19 protein-coding genes are annotated in these 18,461 nt (G+C 34.0%); all 19 read left to right on the top strand.

Annotation, left to right across the window (positions count from 1 at the left end):
• The 19 genes from DMB95_RS06350 (at position 1) to mqnE (ending at position 18,348) form a co-directional block, all read left to right on the top strand.
• Positions 1–1,275 (top strand): cytochrome b, encoded by a 1,275-nt coding sequence (locus tag DMB95_RS06350; RefSeq protein ID WP_137632599.1) that lies wholly within the window; start codon positions 1–3, stop codon positions 1,273–1,275.
• Complete coding sequence (locus DMB95_RS06345) at positions 1,272–2,507, top strand: c-type cytochrome (protein WP_142931382.1); 1,236 nt, start codon at positions 1,272–1,274, stop codon at positions 2,505–2,507. Before DMB95_RS06350 ends, DMB95_RS06345 begins: the two co-directional genes overlap by 4 nt.
• A gap of 75 nt (positions 2,508–2,582) precedes the next feature.
• A complete protein-coding gene (locus DMB95_RS06340) occupies positions 2,583–3,575 on the top strand; it encodes a DUF4422 domain-containing protein (RefSeq protein WP_142931381.1) in 993 nt (330 codons plus the stop codon).
• Positions 3,576–3,810: 235 nt separating this feature from the next.
• Positions 3,811–4,362: a DUF507 family protein gene (locus tag DMB95_RS06335; RefSeq protein WP_137632603.1), complete on the top strand. Its 552-nt coding sequence runs from the start codon at positions 3,811–3,813 to the stop codon at positions 4,360–4,362.
• Positions 4,359–5,477, top strand: a complete 1,119-nt coding sequence (carA, locus tag DMB95_RS06330; protein ID WP_142931380.1) for a glutamine-hydrolyzing carbamoyl-phosphate synthase small subunit — start codon at positions 4,359–4,361, stop codon at positions 5,475–5,477. Before DMB95_RS06335 ends, carA begins: the two co-directional genes overlap by 4 nt.
• Positions 5,474–6,124, top strand: a complete 651-nt coding sequence (locus tag DMB95_RS06325; RefSeq protein WP_142931379.1) for a sulfite exporter TauE/SafE family protein — start codon at positions 5,474–5,476, stop codon at positions 6,122–6,124. Before carA ends, DMB95_RS06325 begins: the two co-directional genes overlap by 4 nt.
• Positions 6,125–6,377: 253 nt before the next feature.
• Positions 6,378–7,844 carry a cytochrome-c oxidase, cbb3-type subunit I gene (ccoN, locus tag DMB95_RS06320; RefSeq protein ID WP_137632606.1) on the top strand — a complete coding sequence of 489 codons (1,467 nt, stop codon included), beginning with the start codon at positions 6,378–6,380 and terminating at the stop codon, positions 7,842–7,844.
• A gap of 9 nt (positions 7,845–7,853) precedes the next feature.
• On the top strand, positions 7,854–8,519 hold the full coding sequence (gene ccoO / locus DMB95_RS06315; RefSeq protein WP_137632607.1) for a cytochrome-c oxidase, cbb3-type subunit II: 666 nt from the start codon (positions 7,854–7,856) through the stop codon (positions 8,517–8,519).
• A gap of 6 nt (positions 8,520–8,525) precedes the next feature.
• Complete coding sequence (locus tag DMB95_RS06310) at positions 8,526–8,756, top strand: cytochrome c oxidase, cbb3-type, CcoQ subunit (RefSeq protein ID WP_137632608.1); 231 nt, start codon at positions 8,526–8,528, stop codon at positions 8,754–8,756.
• Positions 8,756–9,637 carry a c-type cytochrome gene (locus DMB95_RS06305; protein ID WP_142931378.1) on the top strand — a complete coding sequence of 294 codons (882 nt, stop codon included), beginning with the start codon at positions 8,756–8,758 and terminating at the stop codon, positions 9,635–9,637. Before DMB95_RS06310 ends, DMB95_RS06305 begins: the two co-directional genes overlap by 1 nt.
• Positions 9,637–9,855, top strand: coding sequence for a DUF4006 family protein (locus DMB95_RS06300; RefSeq protein ID WP_137632610.1), 219 nt, complete (start codon positions 9,637–9,639; stop codon positions 9,853–9,855). The genes DMB95_RS06305 and DMB95_RS06300 overlap by 1 nt, the downstream gene beginning before the upstream one ends.
• Positions 9,852–9,953, top strand: coding sequence for a hypothetical protein (locus tag DMB95_RS09760; protein ID WP_238386964.1), 102 nt, complete (start codon positions 9,852–9,854; stop codon positions 9,951–9,953). The genes DMB95_RS06300 and DMB95_RS09760 overlap by 4 nt, the downstream gene beginning before the upstream one ends.
• Entirely contained in the window at positions 9,953–10,552 is a 600-nt protein-coding gene (locus tag DMB95_RS06295; RefSeq protein WP_137632611.1) for a hypothetical protein, read from the top strand. The genes DMB95_RS09760 and DMB95_RS06295 overlap by 1 nt, the downstream gene beginning before the upstream one ends.
• A complete protein-coding gene (locus DMB95_RS06290; protein ID WP_142931377.1) occupies positions 10,545–11,117 on the top strand; it encodes a FixH family protein in 573 nt (190 codons plus the stop codon). The genes DMB95_RS06295 and DMB95_RS06290 overlap by 8 nt, the downstream gene beginning before the upstream one ends.
• Positions 11,114–13,495: a PD-(D/E)XK nuclease family protein gene (locus tag DMB95_RS06285; RefSeq protein WP_142931376.1), complete on the top strand. Its 2,382-nt coding sequence runs from the start codon at positions 11,114–11,116 to the stop codon at positions 13,493–13,495. Before DMB95_RS06290 ends, DMB95_RS06285 begins: the two co-directional genes overlap by 4 nt.
• Complete coding sequence (locus tag DMB95_RS06280) at positions 13,492–16,230, top strand: RecB-like helicase (RefSeq protein WP_142931375.1); 2,739 nt, start codon at positions 13,492–13,494, stop codon at positions 16,228–16,230. The genes DMB95_RS06285 and DMB95_RS06280 overlap by 4 nt, the downstream gene beginning before the upstream one ends.
• A gap of 114 nt (positions 16,231–16,344) precedes the next feature.
• Entirely contained in the window at positions 16,345–16,767 is a 423-nt protein-coding gene (gene rplM, locus DMB95_RS06275) for a 50S ribosomal protein L13 (protein ID WP_034903490.1), read from the top strand.
• 2 nt (positions 16,768–16,769) lie between these two features.
• Complete coding sequence (gene rpsI / locus DMB95_RS06270) at positions 16,770–17,159, top strand: 30S ribosomal protein S9 (protein WP_137632615.1); 390 nt, start codon at positions 16,770–16,772, stop codon at positions 17,157–17,159.
• Positions 17,160–17,280: 121 nt separating this feature from the next.
• Complete coding sequence (mqnE, locus tag DMB95_RS06265) at positions 17,281–18,348, top strand: aminofutalosine synthase MqnE (RefSeq protein WP_142931374.1); 1,068 nt, start codon at positions 17,281–17,283, stop codon at positions 18,346–18,348.
• The last annotated feature ends 113 nt before the right edge of the window (positions 18,349–18,461 follow it).

Genomic DNA, 18,461 nt, shown 5'->3' with positions numbered 1-18,461 from the left:
ATGGCTCATATTAGAAAAGCTGAAGGTTTTGTTGATTGGCTTGATCAACGTTTGGCTGTAAAAAAATTAATGAATGTCTTAATGATAGAGTATTGGATACCAAAGCAAATAAATTTTTTATGGGCTATGGGCGTGATTTTAACCGTACTTTTTACTATACTCTTTGTAACGGGCTTACTTTTGGTGATGTATTATAAACCAGATACTGCTTTAGCCTTTGATAGCGTGAATAAAACCATTATGCAAGAGGTTGAATACGGCTGGCTTTGGCGTCATATGCATGGCGTTGCTGCTTCTGTGATCTTTTTAATCATCTATATACACATGCTTACAGGAATTTATTATGGTTCTTATAAAAGAGGCAGGGAGATGATTTGGCTAAGCGGTATGCTTTTATTTGTAGTATTTTCAGCTGAAGCCTTTAGTGGCTATATGCTTCCTTGGGGACAGATGAGTTACTGGGCAGCACAAGTTATCACTAATCTTTTTGGCGGTGTGCCTTTTATAGGTGATGCTTTGGTTGTTTGGATAAGAGGGGATTATGCAGTAAGTGATCCAACCTTAACTCGCTTTTTTATGCTTCATGTGTGCTTACTTCCTATCGTTATCATTATGATTATAGTGTTTCACTTTTATTCTTTAAGAATCCCACATGTTAATAATGAAATCGCAGAAGAACTTGACTTTGACATAGAAGCTGAAAAATACAAAAATGGCGACACAAAAGGCTCAAAAGTCATTCCTTTTTGGCCTGCTTTTTTAAGTAAGGACTTTATGTACATAAGCTTATTTATGATTTTCTTTTTCTATCTTGTAAGCTTTAAATTCGGCTTTGCGATGGATCCAATCAACTTTGATCCAGCTGATTCTTTAAAAACACCAGCTCATATTTATCCAGAATGGTATTTTTTATGGAGTTATGAGGTTTTAAGAGGCTTTTTCTTTGATATCAATCTTGGCTTTGCAACAATCTCAGCCTTTGATATAGGTTTAGCTGCCTTTGGTATCGCTCAAATCATTTTCTTCCTCTTACCTTGGCTTGATCGAAGTGAGGTTGTAAAACCAGCCCATGCAAGAGGTAAATTCTTTATATGGTTTTGGGTGCTTTTACTTGATCTTATCGTTTTAACTGTGTATGGCAAACTGCCTCCAACAGGCGTAAATGCTTGGGTTGGCTTTGTTGCTTCTATAGTATTTTTACTCTTGCTTTTAGTGATCTTACCACTTATCACAAAAGCGGAGCAAAAAGAATTTGAACAAGGTGGTGTAAAATGAGAGAATTTAAAATCTTTTTAGTTGTAGCGTGTTTTACAGCCCTTGTGTATTGGGGAGTTGAGCCTTACGCACACTCTGTTTTAAAACCTCACACAACGCCGGCAAATTTTAACTTCGAGCAAGAAGATATCAGCTTTGCCGAGCTTGTTTTAGCTCAAAAAGAAGCAGACTTAAAAAATGCTCAAAATGAACTTGAAAAAGCAAAGAAAGACTTGAGCTTAAACCTTTCTTTTGAAGAACTTCAAGCCAAGCTTGTTCTTGATGAAAATGAAAGCTCACTTCTTACGCTTAAAGCAGCTTATGATAAGCAAAACTCAGCTCAAAACGCTGCAGATAAAGCAAAGTTAAGCTTAGAACAAAATAAAGCCTTGTGGGGCGAAGTTGCAAAGATAGACTTTGCAAAAGGTGATTCAAGCAAAGGTGCGGAAATATTTATGTCAAACTGTATCGCATGTCATGGGCTTAAAACAGCTGGGATTGAAGGAGCGATTACAGACTCAGCTTTAGGTGTAATCCCACCTGATCTAAGCTCAGCTGGAGTTATTTATGATGAGAAGTTTTTAGCTGCTTTGATCTTAAATCCAGCTCTTGCTTTAAAAGTAGATCATAAATTCCCAGATGGCACTTTCCTCATGACAGCATATAATGCTGAAACTACAGGAGAACAAGCAGAGGTAATAAACGCGAATATCGCTGATTTGATCGCTTATCTTAAAGATACAGCCAAACAATACCAAACTGAATTTGAAGCTAAAGCAAGCGAAGAAATCAACGCAAAATACGCCAAGCTTGAAGACTTAACAGAAGGCGAGAAAACCGCTTTAATCGCTAAAGAACTTAGCTTTGCCAAAGATAAAAATATGTTTATAGAAAGTTGTGGAAGATGCCATGATATGCGTTATGATAGCTTTGCTAGCCCGTCAAAAAAAGAGGACTTAAAAGGCTATTTAGGTTCTATCCCACCTGATCTTTCTATGATGATACGATCAAGAGGTGATGAGTATTTACATAATTTCATCAACAATACCCAAAAACTTCTTCCGGGCACTGCTATGCCAAGAGTTGGACTAAATGAAGCTACGCAAACTCAAGTTGTTTCTTACCTTGAAAAAGTAGGCGATAGCAAGAAAGAAGAGCGAGAAAGCTTAGGAATTTACATTATGATTTTCTTTGCGATCTTAAGTGTCTTTGCTGTGCTTTGGAAACGCAAAGTGTGGGAAAATCTACACTAAATCCACTTCAAGCCACTTTTTAGTGGCTTGAAAAAACTATACCAAAGATAAAATTTTTAGATTTTGGGAGATAAGATGAATATCACAATTCTTGTTTGCTACCATAAAGTTGCCCCACTCATAGCTAGTAGTATTTTACAACCTATTTTTGTAGGAGCTAAAATTGCAAAACCTCAAGTTTTGAATGATTTTAAACAAAGCTGCGAAAAACAAAATGTGAAATTTTTAAGAGATGATGATATTTTAGATTCTCATGGGGGGGGGGGCTTACATTCTAAAGAGCAAGAGCTTTCGGATCTAAAAAATTTTCCTCAAGAAATTTCGAGCTTTAATCCAAACTTTTGTGAACTTACTGCAATTTATTGGGCTTACAAAAACCTAGAAGCCGATTATTATGGATTGTTTCATTATAGACGATTTTTTTGCTTTTCTGCTTTTGAAGCCTTTAAATATAGACTTTTGCAATGTTTTTCTTCAGGCTCTATTTTTTATCCTCATAATTTAAATTCAAAAATTTTAAAAAAATTCAAACTTGATGATGAAAATTTATATAAAATCATTCCACAATACGATATTATAAAACTCAATCCTTGGTGGAAAGATAATTACGATTATAAACATTTAAATTTAATGAATGAACTTGATCTATGTATTCAAATTATACAAGAAAAATATCCTCAAATGCAAAAGGCTTTAGATAAAGTCGTTTTTAGCGGTAAGTATCCTACTTCTATGGCAAATATGATGATCATGAAAAAAACTTTATATTTTGAGTATTGCGAATGGCTTTTTGACGTCCTCTTCACACTTGCTCCTAAAGTGCCAATTCAAAGTTATGATACCTATACAGCAAGAATATTTGGCTTTTTTTCAGAATGGATGTTTAGCGTTTGGCTCGAATACAAACAAGAAAATACGAAACTTAAGATTAAAGATTGTCCGCTCATTTTTTTACAAGCTCCAAGGAAAAAACCTTATTTTGGCTGGCAAATTGAAAATGATATAAAAAGATTTTATTTTCTTAAAATAAGGATTATAAAACGAAAAATTAAAAGTAAGTCTTTATAAAATACGAAAAATAATCATCAAAGCAGGCTTGATTAGTCAAAATAATAGTTAATATAAAGCTTATTTTTGTGGTGTAAATAATAATTAAAATTTCTTTTTTTACTATCCTATCTCTTCTTTATTTTTTTAGTGATAGACGAGCTATTAAATTTCTGCTCGATTTTTACTTTATTTTAATTCTTCTTTATTTATTTTAGTTTATAATTTCATCACAACAACACAAAAAGGAAAATTTATGCGTATCAAAATGCCTCATATCCCCTATATAGCCAATAAAATCATCTTAGATATCTCAAATTCGAGCTTTGTCGAGCTTAAAGACAATATCGACAAACTCAATCATAACGCAAAAGCACTTTTAGAGGCTGATTTATTGCAAGAAAAAAAGCTTGATGAACGCGTAAAAGAGCTTTTAGAAGAACAAGAAGAAGAAATGGAATTTATGCAAGTTGATCGAAAAAATATGTTTTGGCTTGTCAAAAAAAAGCTTGCAGGCGAATTTGGTGTGATTTTAAACAATGAAGATAGGCATAATAACCTTGCTCATCTTATCTTGCAAGATTTTATAGAAAATGATTTTATTAATTTTAGCGTTTCTGAAAATCGCGTAAAAAATCTTATCTTTTCAAGCATAGAAAATTATTTGAAAAATTATGAGAGCATAGAAGATGAAGTGAGTGAAAAAATCAGCCATTATAAAAGAAAACTTATACCGGGTTCTGAAGAATATGAGCTCGTCTTTGATAAACTCTACCAAGAAGAGCTTAAAAAAAAGGGTATGCTATGAAAGCTTATATTTACCTTGAAAATGATATTTTTTTAACAGCAAAAGCCTTTGGAGCTGGTGGGACTTTTTTTGGTGAGCTCGTATTTAATACTTCTTTGACAGGCTATCAAGAAATTATTTCTGATCCAAGCTATGCAGGGCAATTTATCGTTTTTTCTATGCCAGAAATTGGCATAGTTGGCACTAATGATGATGATAATGAAAGCAAAGAAGTTTTTGCAAGTGGGATTATCATTCGTGAACTTAATGAAAGCTTTTCAAATTTTAGAGCCAAAGAAAGTTTAAGCATCTATCTTAAAAAACATGGCAAAATAGGCATTTGTGAACTAGATACTCGCTCTTTGGTGAAGCTTATACGAGATGAGGGAAACTTAAGGGCTATCATCTCAACTGAGCTTTCAAACAAAGAGGAGCTTAAAGCTAAACTTGAGCAAAGTGCTCGTATAGAAGAACAAAACTTAGTTGCTCTAGTAAGCACCAAAAAAGCTTATACACATAAGCAAGGAGCTTGGAATGCACACACCCAAAGCTATGAACTGCCTCAAAAAGCTGGTAAAAAAGTAGCTGTGATTGACTATGGTGTGAAAAAAAATATACTTAATGAGCTTGTCAGTGCTGGTTTAGAGGTTAAAGTCTTTCCTTATAATGTCAAGGCAGAAGAACTTATCTCACTTTTTGAAAAAAAAGAAATCAATGGGGTATTTTTAAGCAATGGACCAGGTGAGCCTAAAATCTTAAAACAAGAAATAGAGCAGATCAAAAAGCTAGCTGAAGCCAAGGTGCCTATGTTAGGAATTTGTCTAGGACACCAGCTTTTAAGCAATGCCTTTGGCTATGAAACTTATAAGATGAAATTTGGACAACACGGAGCAAACCATCCTGTGCTTAATTTACAAGATAAAAAGGTTGAAATCACCGCACAAAATCATAACTACAATGTCCCAGAAGAACTTTGTCAAGTGGCTATCATCACTCACCGCAATCTTTTTGGAGACAATGTAGAAGGCGTAAGATATAAAGAATTTCCTATTATCTCAGTCCAGCACCACCCAGAAAGTTCAAGCGGACCGCACGAGAGCAAATATATCTTTGAAGAATTTGTGAATTTGATGTGAGTGTGGATTTTCTCGCTCTTATTAGCGTAGCTTTGCTTTCAAGCTTTACGCATTGTTATGCTATGTGTTCGGGATTAAATCTTGCTTTTTTAAGGCTGAATGCAAAAGAAAAATCCCCATTGCTACTTTCTTTAACCTATCATAGTTTTAGAATACTTGCTTATATCTTTTTAGGGCTTGTGTTTTCAAGCTTTGGTAATGTGATAAGTCATTTTTCTCAAAGCCTACTTTTTTTTATGCTCGGTGTTTTTATGGTGCTTCTTGGCTTGGCTATGTTTGTGCGTGGGAATTTTCTTGCCTTTTTTGAACGCAATTTTATCTTTCATTTTTTGCGAGAAAAAATGTTAAAAAAATTCCATTTTAAAGGCTATAAAAATGCTATGTTTTTGGGCTTTTTAAATGGTTTTGTGCCATGTGGCTTGGTGTATTTTTACCTTGCTTTAAGTATGAGTCAGAAAAATCTTTTTTATTCGGCTCTTATTATGTTTGTTTTTGGGCTTTGCACCCTGCCTGCTTTGCTATTTTTAAACTTTTTTTCTCGCTTTTTAAATGAAAAACTAGGCAAAATTTATCTTTATCTTACTTATGGCATTATCATTGTTTACGGGGTATATTATCTTTATCTTGCTTTGAAATTTTCTCGTTAGTAAATAAAATTTTTACAAAAATTTATAAAATATTTCATTTTTACTCAAAATAATGAATTTAATTTGCAAAAAATATATATAAAAATTTAAGATAAATACTTATTTTAAGATACTTTGTTATATAAAATTAAGATAAATTATTAAAATTAATTAAAAACTTTCAAAAGATAATCATTGATTAACAAAAGTTAAGAAAAAATATATATTTTTTATTCTATAATACCATATCATTTCAAATTTTTAAGGAGTAACAATGCACCCGAGTAATGCATTAAACTATGATTATACGGTTGCAAGATACTTTATGTTCTCTACCATTTTGTTTGGTATAGTGGGTATGGCAATAGGCACGCTCATAGCCTTTCAAATGGCATATCCGGACTTAAATTATCTTGCAGGCGAATACGGCACCTTTTCAAGGCTTCGTCCTCTTCATACCTCAGGAGTTATCTTTGGCTTTATGCTTTCTGGAATTTGGGCAACCTGGTATTATATAGGGCAAAGGGTTCTTAAGGTAAGTATGGCTGAGTCAAAATTCTTAATGGTTGTTGGTAAGCTTCATTTTTGGCTTTATATGCTTTTAATGGTTATTGCTGTAATTACACTTTTTGCTGGAGTTTCTACTTCTAAAGAATACGCTGAACTTGAATGGCCCCTTGATATACTTGTGGTTTTAGTTTGGGTGCTTTGGGGAGTAAGCATTTTTGGACTTATTGGAATTCGCCGTGAAAAAACGCTTTATATTTCACTTTGGTATTATATAGCGACTTTTTTAGGTATTGCTATGCTTTATCTTTTCAACAATATGGCTGTTCCTACCTACTTTGTAACCGGACTTGGTAATTGGTGGCATTCTATTTCTATGTATGCTGGCACAAATGATGCTTTGGTGCAGTGGTGGTATGGGCATAATGCCGTGGCTTTTGTTTTTACCGTTGGGATTATCGCTCAAATTTATTATTTCTTGCCAAAAGAAAGCGGACAGCCTATTTTTTCTTATAAGCTTTCTTTGTTTTCATTTTGGGGCTTGATGTTTGTGTATTTGTGGGCTGGGGGACACCATCTTATCTACTCAACTGTGCCTGATTGGATGCAAACTATGGGTTCTGTTTTTTCTGTAGTGCTTATTTTGCCTAGCTGGGGTTCAGCTATTAACATACTTCTTACTATGAAGGGTGAGTGGGAGCAATTAAGAGAAAGTCCTTTGATTAAATTTATGATTTTAGCTTCAACTTTTTATATGTTCTCTACGCTTGAAGGTCCTATACTTTCAATCAAATCCGTAAATGCTCTAGCGCACTTTACAGACTGGATACCAGGACATGTGCATGATGGCACACTTGGCTGGGTTGGATTTATGACTATGGCAGCACTTTATCATATGACTCCACGCGTGTTTAAAAGGGAGCTTTATAGCAAATCTTTAATGGAAATGCAGTTTTGGATACAAACAACTGGTATAGTGCTTTATTTTGCTTCTATGTGGATAGCAGGTATCACTCAAGGTATGATGTGGAGAGCTGCTGATGAATACGGCAACTTACTTTATACTTTCATCGATACGGTTGATGCGATTATCCCTTATTATTGGATTAGAGCGGTTGGTGGTTTGCTTTATTTGGTAGGCTTTTTCATGTTTACTTACAATATCTACAAATCAATCGTCGCAGGAAAAACCCTTGAAAAAGAACCTGCCAATGCTTCGCCTATGGCAGCTTAAGGAGAGAAAATGTTTAGTTTCTTAGAAAAAAATCCATTCTTTTTTGCAGTAGCGGTTTTTGTAGTTATTGCTTATGCTGGGGTGATCGAGGTTTTACCGGACTTTGCAAACAACGCACGTCCGCTTGATAGCAAAAAACCTTATAGTGTTTTACAACTTGCTGGAAGACAAGTGTATATCAACGAAAGCTGTAATGCTTGCCATTCACAACTTATCCGTCCATTTAAAAGCGAAACAGATCGCTATGGTATGTATTCAGTGAGTGGCGAATTTGCTTATGATAGACCATTTTTGTGGGGTTCAAAAAGAACAGGACCTGATTTAGCTAGAGTGGGCGATTATAGAACTGCTGATTGGCATGAAAATCATATGTTTGAGCCAACTTCAGTTGTGCCAACTTCTATAATGCCAGCATACAAACATATGTTTAAAAAGACAGCTGATATAGAAACAGCCTATGCTTCAGCTTTGACAAGTAAAAAAGTCTTTAATGTGCCTTATGATAAAGAAGGACAAACTAAACTTGGAACTTATGAAGAAGCACAAGCTGAAGTAAAAGCTGAAGCTGCAGCTATAGTCGAGCAAATGAAAGATCCTGAAGTAAAAGCTGCCTTTGAACGAGGCGAGATTAAAGAAATAGTTGCTCTAATAGCTTATCTTAACAGCTTAAAGTAGTTTGGTATGCAAGGCATTAGTGAGTTTTTAAGCTCTATTACCTACGAACAATGGGAAGCTTTTCAAGGCTATGGCTTCTTCTTTTTGGTTGTTTTTATGGTGGTTGTTTTATATGCGTATTGGATTCATCTTTATAGGGTAGAAAAAAAAGGCGAAAGAAATTACGAAAAATACGCCGATTTAGCCCTTAAAGATGGATTAGATGACGCTGTTGTTGAAGAAAAAAGGAGTGCGTAATGCAATGGTTAAATTTAGAAGATAATGTAAATTTGTTATCGCTTATCGGTGCGATACTCATTATCGCCATTACTTTTATAGTAGTGGGTAGAATGTTTGCTCATATGAAGACTCAAAAAGGTGAAGTTGAGCTTATGGAGCATAATTGGGATGGTATAGGTGAGCAAAAAAACAATGCTCCTTTTGGCTGGATGCTTATTTTTTTCCTAACTATAGTCTGGACGATTTGGTATTTTTTATGGGGATACCCTCTTGGATCATATTCAAGGATAGGTGAGTATAATGCTGAAGTGCAAGCTCACAATGCCAAATTTAGTGAAAAATTTCAAAATCTTAGTCAAGATGAAAAAATCGCTATGGGACAAAATCTTTTCCTAGTGCAATGCTCACAATGCCACGGCATTACCGCTGATGGTATCAATGGCAAGGCGGCAAATTTAAATGTTTGGGGTAGCGAAGAAGCTTTAGCAGAAGTGATTGAAAAAGGCTCAAAGGGTATGAATTATCCTTTAGGCGAAATGACACCAGCTGAGGGTTTAGGCATAGCTAAGGAGGATATCCCTGCTATTGCTGCTTATGTAGCTAAAGAAATTTCAGCGATTAAGACAACTAAAAATGAAAATTTAGTTGCTAAAGGCAAAGAGCTTTACGAAGCAACTTGTGTAGCTTGTCATCAATTAGACGGCACAGGCAAGATAGACGGCGAAGTAATGGCTGCTAATCTTACACAATATGGCTCAAGTGCTTTTGTGGTTGAGGTTTTAAGCAAAGGTAAAGCCGGTGCTATAGGCACTATGCCAAGCTTTAATACAAATATCTTAAATGATATTCAAAAAGAAGCTGTTGGCGAGTATATCATTTCACTTTCAAGGGGTAGATAATGGAAAACACAAATCGTTGCGTATTTTCGCTTTCTGGTGTTACTGGAATGCTCATCGCCACCATATTATTGATATCTATTTTAGTGGGTTTAACTATCTGGGGCATTAAAGCTCAGCAAAGCGTTATGCAGGCTCCTTATAGCTTAGAAAAGGCAAGTGAAGTAAAGCAATTTGGCTCTAAAGAAAGCGAACATATGCTCATAAAGGATACAAAATGACTAAAGCGTTAGAATACCTTATTGTGATTGGTTTAGTTGTTTCAGCTGTTGTTACTGCTTGGGCAGTTTTAAGCACAAATCATCTTAATATCGGCTAATGAGATATTTGGTAAGAGGCGGTTTTTTAGCCGCCTTTCTTTTTATCACTTCAGCCTTTTCACTTGAAAATGTCGTTTTTAACGAAAATAATATTTTAAACGAGCAAGTCACAAACAAGATTAATGCTATAGGTAAAGAGCTTTATGACAAAACAAATATCTTTGTCGCTCTTGCAGTAGGTGATACAAGTGATATTAAAAGTCTTGAAACTAAGGCAAATGAACTTCCAGCACCATTTGTGCTTCTTATGCTTTCTAAAAGCGAACACAAAGTCGATATTATCGCTAGCAAAGAAAGTTTAAGCTTTTTTGATAAAGAAGCTGTTTTAAGTCCGTATTCAGGCACTGGCTCTATCCTGCCTATACTCACTTCAAACAAAGGTAAAGATATTTATAATGCAGCCTTGCTAAATGGCTACGCAGACATAAGCGATCAAATCGCAAGTTATTTTCATCTCAAACTTGAAAATTCGATAGGAAATGCCAATAAAGATACTTTAAATATACTAAGAATTGGAATTTATGGTTTTATTTGCTTTGCACTTTTATTTTATTTTCAAAGAAAAATAACACGCAAACGAAGGAAATATAATGCCTGATATAAAATCAAACGCACAAACAAAGAAAAAAACATTTTGGCCCTACGGCATACTTCTTTCAATCCTTGCTATTATCCTTGCTTGTGTGGCGACGATCATTTTTTCGCTTGATTATCCAGTGTATGAAGATGATAGCTTTATGCAAAAATACCAAAGCGTTGATAGAAATATCAACGATATCAAGCAAAAACAAACTCGTTTTGAAGAAGATTATCGCTTGAGTTTAAATTTAAAGCCCAAATTTGATAAAAAAAAGCGAGAGTTTTATGAGCTTGAAAGCTCGGCTACTGAACTTGAAATTTTACTTCACGAGATAAGTGAGGATAGAAGCGCTCATAACATAAGCTTTGAAGCCTTACTTACTCGACCGCACACGAACAAACAAGATACAAAGCTTGAAATTTTGTCTTTTAGTTTGACAAATAAGCTCAAAAAAAGTTTTAACACCTATAGCTTAAAAATAGCCTTACCAAACTTAGAAAAAGGTAGATGGCAACTCAAACTTAAAGCTCAAAAAAACGACATGCAAGTTGCTTTTTATACTTATAATCTAGTGATACAATGAAGCTTTTTGTTTTTGCAAGTTCAAGAAAAATTAGAGCTTATTATGAGAATTTAAGCACGCAAAATGCCTTGCTTGATGAGGCTATAAGCGTGCAGGATTTTTTAGATAAAATACTTTTAAGTCCTTATAGAAAAGCAAGTGATTATGAGCGCTTGCTTTTAATGCAAAAGGCTTGCTTACAAACTAAAAACAGCCAAAAACTTCATATCAATGAAAATTTTTTCGCCTTTTTAAAAAATCACGAATATTTATTTTCTTTTTTCAAAGAACTCAGCCTTGAAAAAAAGAGCATTTTAGACCTTCAAAATAACGATTATTACGCACAATACAACGAACATTTAGAAATTTTAGATGAAATCCTTAAAAACTATCTTTCAAATTTAAAACAAAACGAGCTTTATGATGAAATTTCTTTAAGTTTTGATTATAAACTTAATACGCATTTTTTAAGCTCTTTTGATGAGATAGTTTTTGACTTGCAGGGCTTTTTAAGTGCCTTTGAAAGAGATATTTTAAAGCAAATCAGCGCGATTACAAAGCTTGTTTTACACTTTGATACCAGCGTGTTTAATCAAGACTTTTTAAATGAACTATTAATGAAGCTTGAATGCTCTCATATCAGTCTTAAACTTCATCATCATTATGAACTTGCACTTCATGAAAAAAGCATACAAAAAGAAGAAGCTTTTTTTGACAAAAGCCCTAAGGTTGAGCTTAGAAACTTTGAACTTGCAAGCTTGCAAACTGCTTTTGTGTATGATAAAATTTCAAGTTTTTTAAGAGCTGGATTAAAAGCAAAAGAAATCGTTGTTATTACACCCGATGAAAGTTTTTGTGAGCTTTTAAAAGCTTATGATAAGCTTAATATGCTTAATTTTGCTAAAGGCAATTCTCTTACTCAAAGCTTTTTTTACCAAAAACTCAAAGCCTTGTATGATGCGGCAAATGAAGAAGGTTTTGTATATAATGAAAACTTGCTGTATTTTGAAGATGAAAATACTAAATTTGATTTACATAATAGCCTTTTAAAATACCTTCAAATAGAGTGTTTTAAAGAGTTTAAACAGCAGTTTGAAAAAGAAAGTGTTTGGCAGTATTTCTATGATTTGATCCAGCATTTTTTAAAAGAAGAAAATGAAGAGCTTCAAAGCCTTATCAAGCAAGAACTTCTCTTTTTAAAGCAACTTCAAAAAGATCACAAGCTTACGCTTAAAGAGCTTTTTGAGCTTTTTTTTATGAAAATCAGCTCACTTAGTCTTAGTAGTGTTGGCGGTGGTGAAGTGACTGTTATGGGGCTTTTAGAAAGTAGGGGGCTTGAATTTAAAGGCGTGATTATCGTGGATTTTAATGATGATTTGATCCCAAAAAGAAGCGTGAATGAACTCTTTTTAAATAACGAAGTAAGAGCAAGAGCTGGGCTCATTTCGTATGAAAGAAGAGAGAATTTACAAAGATTTTATTATGAAAGATTGATTAAAAATGCTGAAAAAGTTGCTATAAGTTATGTTGAAAATGAAGAAAAAATTCCATCTCGCTTGCTTGATGAGCTTGATATAAAGCAAATTTTAGACACGACTTATTCAAATAAAGCTTATATTAAGGCATTAAGTTTTGATTATGAGCCTGCAAAGATTGATCTTGCGCCTATTAAAGCTCCTGTTTTAGAGCATAATATCTTTGAGCATTCCTTATCTTTTACTCGCTTAAAAACTTTTTTAGAGCAAAAAAGGACTTATTATTATAAATATATCCTAAAACTCAAAGAAGCAAGGGCTTTAAGCCTAGCAAGCAACGCTCTTGAAAAAGGCACGCTTATACACGAGCTTTTAGAGCAGTATTATGAGGCTCACGCAAAGCATTTTGACTACGAACAATTCACGCACTTACTTGATGAAAAGGCAAATTATATCTCAAGACTTGATAAAGAACTTCTAAAAATTCAATTCAAACACTTTGCAAAAAGTGAAAATGAGCATTTCAAACAAGGTTTTTGTATCATGGAGCTAGAAAAAGATATAAGATCAAACTATGAATTTAAAGGGCTTAGCATTGATATAAATGGCAAGATTGATCGTATCGATGAAAGCAAAGATATGATTCTTATCATTGATTATAAAAGTGGAAAAGTTCCTGATCATTCTTATCAACTCGCCTTTTATCAAGCTCTTTTTAAGGCTGTGTATAAAAAAGAAGCAAAAGCTGTGTATTATGATTTGGGCGAAACTATGAGTTTTTCTGAGGGTAAAAAAACAAAAAGCCTTGAAGAGCTTGAAAATGAGCTTTTGAGCTTAAGCAAACTTACCCAGCCCATAAGTTTTGAAAATGAAAAAACAAATTTTTGTCCTTATGCAGCTCTTTATGAAAAGGATTTGAAATGAATTTTAAGCCTTTTTTAGCCTTAGAAGCGAGCGCTGGAAGTGGCAAAACCTTTGCTTTAAGCATTCGTTTTGTGGCTTTGATCTTAAAAGGAGCAAAATTAAATGAAATTTTAGCCCTAACCTTTACCAATAAAGCAGCTAATGAGATGAAAAAAAGGGTGATTGAAACCTTTTTGCATTTTGATGAAGATGAAAATCCAGCCGCTAACGCACTTTGTGAGTTGCTTGGTAAAAGCAAGGCTGAACTTGTGCGTTTAAGAGATGCTCGAAAAAGTGAGTTTTTGCAAAGCAATCTTAAAATTCAAACCTTTGATAGCTTTTTTATCAAAATTATCCGTAGTTTTGCCTTAAATTTGGGCTTAATGAGTGATTTTAAGATGAGTAATGAAGCTTTGAATGTATATGATACATTTATCAAAGAACTTGATAGCAAAAGTTTGCAAAGCCTTGCGTATTATATCATCGAAGCTGATGATAAGAGGCATTTTTTTTTACATTTAGAACACTTATATCAAAACTCTTGTGAATTTCAAAGTGAAAATTTAGCCTTTCCGCACGCTGAAAAAGAAGCTGTAAAAAGAGCTTTTGACGCACTTTGTGCTTATGCTTTAAATTTAAGCACAAATACAAATTATCAAAAAAACTTTAGTGAAAATTTAAGAGAGGATTTTAAAGCACTTTGCAGTAAGCCTCTTATTTGCAGTTTTGAAAAAAATTATTTTAATAGCGTAAAAACCGATACTTTATTTTTGCAAAAAAGAGCCGAGCTGATTGAAGCCTTAAACAGCTATGCTAAGGCTTTAGAAAATTTCAAAATAGCTCGTCTTTCAAGTCTTTTAAAGCATTTTGAGCGAGCAAAAGATAAAATCATCAAAGATAAAAATACACTCAACTTTACCGACGCAGCAAGAAAGGCGTATTTGCTTACTCAAAGTGTTGATAAAGACTTGATTTATTTTAGGCTTGATGGGCAAATCACGCATTTGTTGATCGATGAGTTTCAAGATACAAGCGTGATTCAGTATGAAATTTTAAAGCCACTTATCGCTGAACTTGTCTCAGGACAAGGTGTAAAGGACTTTAGAAGCTTTTTTTATGTGGGCGATATCAAGCAAAGCATTTATCGCTTTAGAAATGCCAAAAAAGAGCTTTTTAAACTCTTGCTTGATGATTTTAAACAGATTGAAAAAGAATACCTTGACACAAACTACAGAAGTGCAAAATTTCTTGTTGAGTTTGTCAATACTACTTTCAAAAAGCTTTATAAAGAAAATTATATCACGCAAAAAAGCCTTGCAAGCAAGGAAAATGGTTTTATCCGCGTGGTGCAAAGCAAGGAAAAAGACGCAAAAGAGATTAAAAACGCATGTTTTGAGGCTATATTAGAGCAAATTGAGTTTTTACAAAGCAAGCACATAAGTTTAGAAGAAATTTGTATTTTATGCTGGAAAAATAATGACGCTGATGATATAGTGGATTTTTTAAAACATCATCAAATAAAGGCTTTTACGCAAAGCAATATCGCTCTTGAGAAAAAAGCAAGCGTGCATATACTTTTAACTTATGCAAAATACTGCATTTTTGGCGATGAGTTTTATAAAATAGAGCTTGAAAGCTTGCTTGAAAATGTGGATTTTAACAGACTTCATCTTGATCTTAGCAAAACAAGCCTTGAAAATGCCTTATATCTTGCAAAAAAGCTCAAACTTGATCTTAATGATATTGCTTTGATTCAGTTTTTTGAATACGCAAAAAATAAAGAAAATTTTTTCGAGCTTTTATTTGAGCCTTGTGAGCTAAAACTCTTGCCCGAGCAAAGATTTGGTGCGAGTGTGATGACGGTTCATAAGTCTAAGGGTTTGGAATTTAAGCATGTGATTTTAATTGATTCTCTAAGTAAAGAAGCCGCAGAAACTACTATCATGCTTGAATACGATCTTAAAAAGGCTTGGCAGCTACATTTTAAAGATAGCATTCGAGACAAAACTCAAGAAAAAGAATTTATGGAATTTTTGGCAAATAAAGAAAAGCTTGATTATGAAAACGATCTTAACAGCTTATATGTCGCTTTTACAAGGGCTTGTGAAAGTTTAATCATCATCACAAGGCAAAAAGATTGCATTGATATGAGTCACCCATCATACCTTGATATGCTTGATTTAACGCCTTTTGAGCAAGGAGAGCTTGATATAAATTTAAAAACTGAAGAAAAAAATATCCTTACAACAAAAGATGAACTTGAGCGCTTTGAAAAGGTGCCTTTGCAAAAGCTTGCAAATACAAATTTTGCGAAAAATGAGGAAAGTTATTTTGGCTTGGCTTTTCATACTTTTTTGCAAGAATTTAACTTTAAAGAGCCAAAAGAAAACAAAATTTTAGAAAAAAAGCTTCAAAATGAGTATTTTTACTTTCTTGAGCAAAAGCGTTTAGCTGAAGTCTTTCAAAGAGCATATAGGCTTATTTTTAATGAGTTTTTTCAAAACCTTATCAAAGATAAAAAGGTGCTAAAAGAGCAAAAAATATACTTTGAAAACGAACTGAAGCAGCTTGATTTGCTTTTGCTTGATGAAAAAGAAGCAATTATCATTGATTATAAAACAGGGCAAAGCCACAAAGAAGAGCATTACGAACAAGTAAGGCTGTATAAAAAAGCTATAGAGCAAATTACAAAAAAGCAAACAAAAGCCTTTATCGCGTATTGTTTAGAGGATACGCTCCATTTTGAAGAGCTTTAAAAACTTGCTAAAGAACTTAAATGCGAAAATAAAGCTTTAAATTTATTTAAATTAAGTTTATATTAAGATTTATTGACTATAATTTCCTTTTAAAAATTTTGGCAAAGGTAAATAATGACAAAGATAAAAAAGCCAAACGAAATCAAACGCGAATGGATAGTTTTAGACGCTCAAGGCAAGCGCTTTGGACGACTTTTAACCGAAGTGGCAATTTTACTTCGAGGTAAAAATAAGCCTTATTATACTCCAAATGTTGATTGTGGAGATTTTGTGGTGATTATCAATGCTTCAAAAGCGACTTTTACTGGAGCAAATAAAGCAGAAGATAAGCTTTATCACAGACATTCAGGCTATTTTGGAAGCACAAAGAGCGAAAAATTCGGAGAATTGCTTGAAAAAAATCCGGTAAAACTCTACAAGCTTGCTGTAAGAGGAATGCTCCCTAAAACAACACTTGGTAGAGAAATGCTTAAAAAACTTAAAGTCTATGCAGGAAGCGAACACCCACACACTGCACAGCTTGCTAAAAAAGGATAAAAATGAAAATTTCATACGCAACAGGTAAAAGAAAAACGGCTGTAGCTAAGGTTTGGGTAAAACCAGGAAGCGGTAAAATTCTCGTTAATGGAATGGATCTTAATGCTTGGCTTGGAGGACACGAAGCGATTAAGCTTAAAGTTGTTCAACCTCTACTTGTAACCAAACAAGAAGCTTTAATGGATGTAAAAGCAAGCACGCTTGGAGGCGGTTATAATGCCCAAGCTGAGGCTTTAAGACATGGAATTTCAAGAGCTTTGGCGGCTATGGATGTTGATTTTAGAGCTTTGCTTAAACCTAAAGGCTTGCTTACTCGCGATAGCAGAAGCGTTGAGCGTAAAAAATACGGACGCAGAAAAGCAAGAAGAAGCCCACAATTTTCTAAACGTTAATATATTTTTCCTCGCTATTGCAGCGAGGATTTTTTCTTTTCACAAACTCAAATTTTAATTTCTAAACTTTTTTTTAGCAATTTAAGCCTATAATTACACTTTAAAAACGATAAGGCTGATGATGACTACACTCTTAAAAAAACTTGAAAACAAAGAACGTATCGATGATGAGCTTGCTTACAAGCTTTATGATTTAGATCTTTTTATCCTTGCAAAATACGCTCATGCAAAAAGGCTTGATTTGCATGGCAAAAAGGTATATTTTAACGCTAATCGTCATATCAATCCTACAAATATTTGTGCAGATACTTGCAAATTCTGTGCTTTTTCAGCTCATAGAAAAAACCCAAATCCTTATTTTATGAGTCATGAAGAGATTATGCAAATCGTTGATGAAACCATACAAAGAGGCACAAAAGAAGTGCATATCGTTTCAGCTCATAACAAAGATCGCTCTTGGCAGTGGTATTTAGAAATTTTTAAGATGATTAAAGATAAATATCCACAACTTCATGTCAAAGCTATGACAGCAGCAGAAATTGACTTTTTAAAACGTCGTTTTGGCTTAGAGTATGAAGATACTATAGAAAAGATGATAGAATACGGCGTTGATTCTATGCCCGGAGGTGGGGCTGAAATTTTTGATGAGGGTGTGCGTGCTAAAATTTGCAAAGGCAAGGTAAGCAGTGAAAACTGGCTTAAAATTCATAAACTTTGGCATAAAAAGGGACGTCAAAGCAACGCCACTATGCTTTTTGGGCATATAGAGCAAAAAGAACACAGGATCGATCATATGCTAAGACTTCGTGCCTTGCAAGATGAAACAAAGGGCTTTAATGCCTTTATCCCTCTTGTGTGGCAAAAGGATAATAGCTTTTTAGATGTCAAGCACCAGCTTGATAGTGAAGAAATTCTTAAAACCATAGCCATAGCCCGCATAGTGCTTGATAATATCAACAATATCAAAGCTTACTGGGCGACTATGGGCTTAAATTTAGCTATGGTAGCACAAGAATTTGGGGCAAATGATTTAGATGGCACCATAGAAAAAGAAAGCATACAAAGTGCAGGCGGGGCAAAAAGCGCAAGAGGAACTAAGCTTGATACCTTTATAGAGCTGATTAAAACTTCAAATTTAATCCCAGTTGAAAGAGATAGCTTGTATAATGAACTTAAGGTATATGCTTAAGATTCCCCAAACTTTTCACAAAAACTCCCCAACTCCCCCTTTCGTTTTTTTTTTTTTTGATATAATGCTTTTTCATTTTTAAAAACAATAAATTGAAAATAACAAACAATATA

This window comes from Campylobacter sp. MIT 12-8780 (genome assembly GCF_006864535.1).
Lineage (GTDB): Bacteria > Campylobacterota > Campylobacteria > Campylobacterales > Campylobacteraceae > Campylobacter_D.
This window is presented reverse-complemented; position numbering and strand designations above follow the sequence as displayed.

What these genes read in the sequence shown, in the direction of transcription:
- DMB95_RS06350 (WP_137632599.1), top strand. Translation starts at nt 1, where the DNA reads ATGGCTCATATTAGAAAAGCTGAAGGTTTTGTTGATTGGCTTGATCAA.
- DMB95_RS06345 (WP_142931382.1), top strand. Translation starts at nt 1,272, where the DNA reads ATGAGAGAATTTAAAATCTTTTTAGTTGTAGCGTGTTTTACAGCCCTT.
- DMB95_RS06340 (WP_142931381.1), top strand. Translation starts at nt 2,583, where the DNA reads ATGAATATCACAATTCTTGTTTGCTACCATAAAGTTGCCCCACTCATA.
- DMB95_RS06335 (WP_137632603.1), top strand. Translation starts at nt 3,811, where the DNA reads ATGCGTATCAAAATGCCTCATATCCCCTATATAGCCAATAAAATCATC.
- carA (WP_142931380.1), top strand. Translation starts at nt 4,359, where the DNA reads ATGAAAGCTTATATTTACCTTGAAAATGATATTTTTTTAACAGCAAAA.
- ccoN (WP_137632606.1), top strand. Translation starts at nt 6,378, where the DNA reads ATGCACCCGAGTAATGCATTAAACTATGATTATACGGTTGCAAGATAC.
- ccoO (WP_137632607.1), top strand. Translation starts at nt 7,854, where the DNA reads ATGTTTAGTTTCTTAGAAAAAAATCCATTCTTTTTTGCAGTAGCGGTT.
- DMB95_RS06310 (WP_137632608.1), top strand. Translation starts at nt 8,526, where the DNA reads ATGCAAGGCATTAGTGAGTTTTTAAGCTCTATTACCTACGAACAATGG.
- DMB95_RS06305 (WP_142931378.1), top strand. Translation starts at nt 8,756, where the DNA reads ATGCAATGGTTAAATTTAGAAGATAATGTAAATTTGTTATCGCTTATC.
- DMB95_RS06300 (WP_137632610.1), top strand. Translation starts at nt 9,637, where the DNA reads ATGGAAAACACAAATCGTTGCGTATTTTCGCTTTCTGGTGTTACTGGA.
- DMB95_RS09760 (WP_238386964.1), top strand. Translation starts at nt 9,852, where the DNA reads ATGACTAAAGCGTTAGAATACCTTATTGTGATTGGTTTAGTTGTTTCA.
- DMB95_RS06295 (WP_137632611.1), top strand. Translation starts at nt 9,953, where the DNA reads ATGAGATATTTGGTAAGAGGCGGTTTTTTAGCCGCCTTTCTTTTTATC.
- DMB95_RS06290 (WP_142931377.1), top strand. Translation starts at nt 10,545, where the DNA reads ATGCCTGATATAAAATCAAACGCACAAACAAAGAAAAAAACATTTTGG.
- DMB95_RS06285 (WP_142931376.1), top strand. Translation starts at nt 11,114, where the DNA reads ATGAAGCTTTTTGTTTTTGCAAGTTCAAGAAAAATTAGAGCTTATTAT.
- DMB95_RS06280 (WP_142931375.1), top strand. Translation starts at nt 13,492, where the DNA reads ATGAATTTTAAGCCTTTTTTAGCCTTAGAAGCGAGCGCTGGAAGTGGC.
- rplM (WP_034903490.1), top strand. Translation starts at nt 16,345, where the DNA reads ATGACAAAGATAAAAAAGCCAAACGAAATCAAACGCGAATGGATAGTT.
- rpsI (WP_137632615.1), top strand. Translation starts at nt 16,770, where the DNA reads ATGAAAATTTCATACGCAACAGGTAAAAGAAAAACGGCTGTAGCTAAG.
- mqnE (WP_142931374.1), top strand. Translation starts at nt 17,281, where the DNA reads ATGACTACACTCTTAAAAAAACTTGAAAACAAAGAACGTATCGATGAT.